Source organism: Peribacillus sp. P4_C12, from assembly GCF_056402095.1.
The window spans coordinates 1-3,795 of the sequence record NZ_JBFUIB010000372.1 but is presented as its reverse complement, the minus strand read 5'-3'; the positions used below and the strand labels follow the sequence as shown (position 1 = coordinate 3,795).

The 3,795-nt window shown below is 37.3% G+C and carries 3 protein-coding genes and 1 pseudogene; all 4 read left to right on the top strand.

Translation table 11 applies throughout. The features are described 5' to 3' along the window. Positions 1 to 272: pseudogene (locus AC1DUW_RS23180) on the top strand (alcohol dehydrogenase); the annotation flags it as partial. A 100-nt stretch (positions 273 to 372) separates the two neighbouring features. After that, complete coding sequence (locus tag AC1DUW_RS23175) at positions 373 to 1,869, top strand: tagaturonate reductase (protein WP_477643562.1); 1,497 nt, start codon at positions 373 to 375, stop codon at positions 1,867 to 1,869. A gap of 467 nt (positions 1,870 to 2,336) precedes the next feature. After that, positions 2,337 to 3,041, top strand: a complete 705-nt coding sequence (locus AC1DUW_RS23170; protein WP_053346418.1) for a TerC family protein — start codon at positions 2,337 to 2,339, stop codon at positions 3,039 to 3,041. Positions 3,042 to 3,432: 391 nt separating this feature from the next. Then, the coding region (locus AC1DUW_RS23165; protein WP_477643561.1) for an SRPBCC domain-containing protein at positions 3,433 to 3,795 on the top strand (363 nt) is incomplete at its 3' end.

The following is a 3,795-nucleotide window of genomic DNA, read 5'->3' as shown; positions in this document are numbered from 1 at the left end:
CTGCTCACGGAGGAAGACTGATCTATGTAGGTTTAGTGAAGTCTGAAATTTCCTTTAATGACCCTGACTTCCATAGTAAAGAACTTACCCTAATGGGAAGCCGTAATGCTACTCGAGAAGATTTTGATTATGTTGTGAATACGGTGAAAAATGGTGGAGTGGATTTAAGTTTGTATATTTCACACCGTACGCATTTGGATGAAATGATCCAACAGTTTGAAGGATGGTTAACTCCAGATGCTAAAGTCATTAAGGCTATTGTTGAAATTTAAACGATGGTTTCATGTCTAATAAAAGCAACCGCGTGATGTGGTTGCTCTGTTCATCTTCTGTAGAGAGAAATTTTCTGTTATGAAAGGGAGTTTAGTAACCATGAATAAAAATCAAAGTCATGTGAAGAGCCTAAGTAAAGAAACAGGAGCTGTTCAAATTGGACATATGATGCAGGATTACCCAGTAAAAGTGCTGCAAATTGGAGAGGGGAATTTTCTGCGTGGCTTCTTTGACTGGATGATTTCTGAATGTAATAAACAAGGGCATTTCCAAGGAAGTATTGTCGTTACCCAGCCTCGCCCCACTGGAAAAGGAAAAATAGAGAAATTGAAGCAACAAGATGGATTATATACGTTGATGATACGGGGATTTCAGAATGGGGAGAAAGTAGATAATAAAGAGATTATCTCCGTTTTTTCAAAGGCAATTGATCCGTATGAAGAATGGGACGAGTTTTTGGCGTTGTCCCAAAACCCTACATTGGAATTTGTAGTCTCTAACACGACAGAGGCTGGGCTCAAATACCAGCCGATTCCTTGGGAAGAGGGAGTACCGATTGAATCTTTTCCGGGGAGACTAACAGCATTTTTATATCAGCGATATTTATATTTTAACGGAGAAACAGAAAAAGGTCTCATCATGCTACCATGTGAGCTTTTGGAGAGAAATGGTGATATGTTGAAGCAATGTGTCCTTCAGCACAGTAGGGACTGGGAATTACCGAAGTCATTTATGGATTGGGTAGACCAAAATAATCTGTTCCTTAACTCCCTTGTAGATCGTATTGTAACAGGGTTTCCTGCTAAAGAGGCGGAAGAATTGTTTGCATCGTGGGAATATGAGGATTCATTATTAAATACAGCTGAGCCGTATCATTTATGGGCTATAGAAGGTGACCCTTCTTTTGACCAGCGTCTTCCTTTGAAACAATCAGGCTTAAACGTGCATTGGGTAAAGGATTTAGTTCCTTATCAAATGAGGAAGGTACGTATTCTAAATGGTTCACATACGTTAATGGCTCCTCTGGGTATATTATCTGGATTGGAAGAAGTGAAACAGGTAATCGATCACCCTGATTTTAATCGATTTCTGCGTCAAGCAATCAAGGAGGAAATAATTCCTTCATTACCATTTGATCGTAATGAGATGATAATATATGGAGAAAGCGTTATGGAGCGTTTTATGAATCCTTTTGTTCATCATCGTCTGGCCGACATATCATTGAATAGTGTATCGAAGTTTAAGGTTCGTCTTCTGCCGACTTTAGAAGATTATTTTGAGAAGAAAGATAGACTGCCTGTCTGCGTTGTACGAGCATTTGCTGGTCTGATCCGATTTTATAAGGTACAGAAAGTAAAAGGGAATTATGTAGGGGAAAGCTTTGGTGGTAAAGAGTATGTTGTAAAAGATGATGTAAAAACAATTGAATTTTTTAAAGAACAATGGCTTCGTTATGAGGCAGAAGAAATTTCACTTAAACAATTGGTTGAGACCCTTCTAGGTAATCAACATTTATGGGGGAAGGATTTGAACAAGTTCACTGCTCTTGTTGACGAATTATGCTACCACTTAGAAGTGATGCTTAGGAAACAATAAGGTTATGTAACCCAGGCTCAGTTGCAAGATATCAAGTTTTCTCTAATAGTTTCCTTATCGTATTTGTATGATGTAGAATTTTTAATAGCTCTTTACAAAGAAAAACTAAGTGGAAATATGATGAATATACCAAGCCAGAAGATAGACCAAGAGAAACAATTATTTCCTAGGAAAGTCCAGAAAATTATTCATTAATTTTTACTTTATTTTATTCATATTTTTGGTATAATAGAGTTGCAATAAGATTTCTTTAAGTTTTCTATAATGCAAGATACTTAGATTTTAGGGAAAAATTTCATAATACTTATCCCGTGAAGGGGAGTAGCGTCAGGTGTAACCTGAAATAAAGTCGTCATTACGTGGAATTTCTCCACCGGCTTTATTGGCCTAATCAATTAGTGCTTAGCGAGACCTTTGCCATTTATGGCAGAGGTCTCTTTATTTTTGTTTAAAAGGAGGAAGATGTGTTGGATTTTTTAACAGGTGAATTTATTTCAGGTCTTTTAGCAATCATTATGATAGATTTGGTTCTTGCTGGAGATAATGCGATCCTTATTGGATTGGCTGCAAGAAAGCTTCCAAAAGATCAGCAAAAAAAGGTGATCATTTGGGGAGCAGTCGGGGCAATTGTTATCAGGATTATTGCAACGCTATTGGTTGTTGTTATCTTAAAGGTGCCTGGCCTGCATTTAATTGGAGGATTACTGCTGGTATGGATTGCTTATAAGCTTCTTATTGATGAGGAAGAACATGATGTGAAACCCGCTGACTCAATGTGGGCTGCTATTAAAACTATTATTATTGCAGATGCTTTAATGGGATTGGATAATGTTCTAGCTGTTGCTGGCGCGTCACATGGAAATTTCACATTAGTAGTGATTGGTTTGCTTGTGTCGATTCCAGTAGTGATGTATGGAAGCACTTTGATCCTGAAACTGATTGAACGCTACCCATTCATCATAGTAATTGGAGCCGGGATACTAGGCTGGACAGCTGCTAAGATGATCGTAGCTGAACCTTTCATGCACAACTACTTTGCTAATCCATTCGTAAAATACGGATTTGAAGCAATAGTCGTGATTGGGATTTTAGTGGCGGGTAACCTTAGACAACAAAAAGTAGAAAAAGAAAAAGCTATCAGAAATAAAATCCAAATCGAACAGAATGGTTAAACGGTAATCCAAAGAGACTTTTCGTAAAAGAAAGGTCTCTTTTTTCTGTCTATTGGGCCAGTGCTAGTTAATTCTTTCAGAGTTTTAATTTGAAACCTTTATGGAGTGTGTCGTCAGCTGATGTACTATACTAGTATACTTTTTTATGTTAACGGATAATGGTCCTTAGTTGGAAAATAACTAGCCCCCTTTAATAATGAAGGGGGAGAAAACCCATTATAAAATAACAAATCGGGAGTCAAACTATAGTGGCTGCCTCGTAACTAAACAAGAAAAAAATTAAAGGGATATCATAAAAAAATAAGAAATATTTATATAAGAAGAAAAAAACTGCGTTAAGGTATATTACCAATGGGATACAAATACATGATTATAACAGGAGAATTAGTAGATGAAACTAAAAGTTGAAGTTGAAAGAAAAATCTCTAAGTCAATTGACAAGGTTTTTGAAGCAATTGTTGATCCTGAAATAATGTCTCAATACTTTATATCTAGCGGGACTAGTCGCATTGAAAGCAATAAAACTATTACTTGGAGATGGGACGATGTTGGTGCAGAGTTGCCTATTACGGTTAAGAAAGTAAGCGAAGAAGAGCATCATATAACATTTCTGTGGTCGGCTAGTGGAGTGGAAACTAATGTAGAATTCAAGCTAGAGTGGCTAGACGCAACCTCAACCTTGGTAAAGGTGAGTGAGGATGGCTGGGAAGGAAATGTACAAGGAATAAAAGGTTACGGACAACAGACGCAAGGC

Coding starts and splice junctions, on each gene's coding strand:
- AC1DUW_RS23175 (WP_477643562.1), top strand. CDS start 373: ATGAATAAAAATCAAAGTCATGTGAAGAGCCTAAGTAAAGAAACAGGA.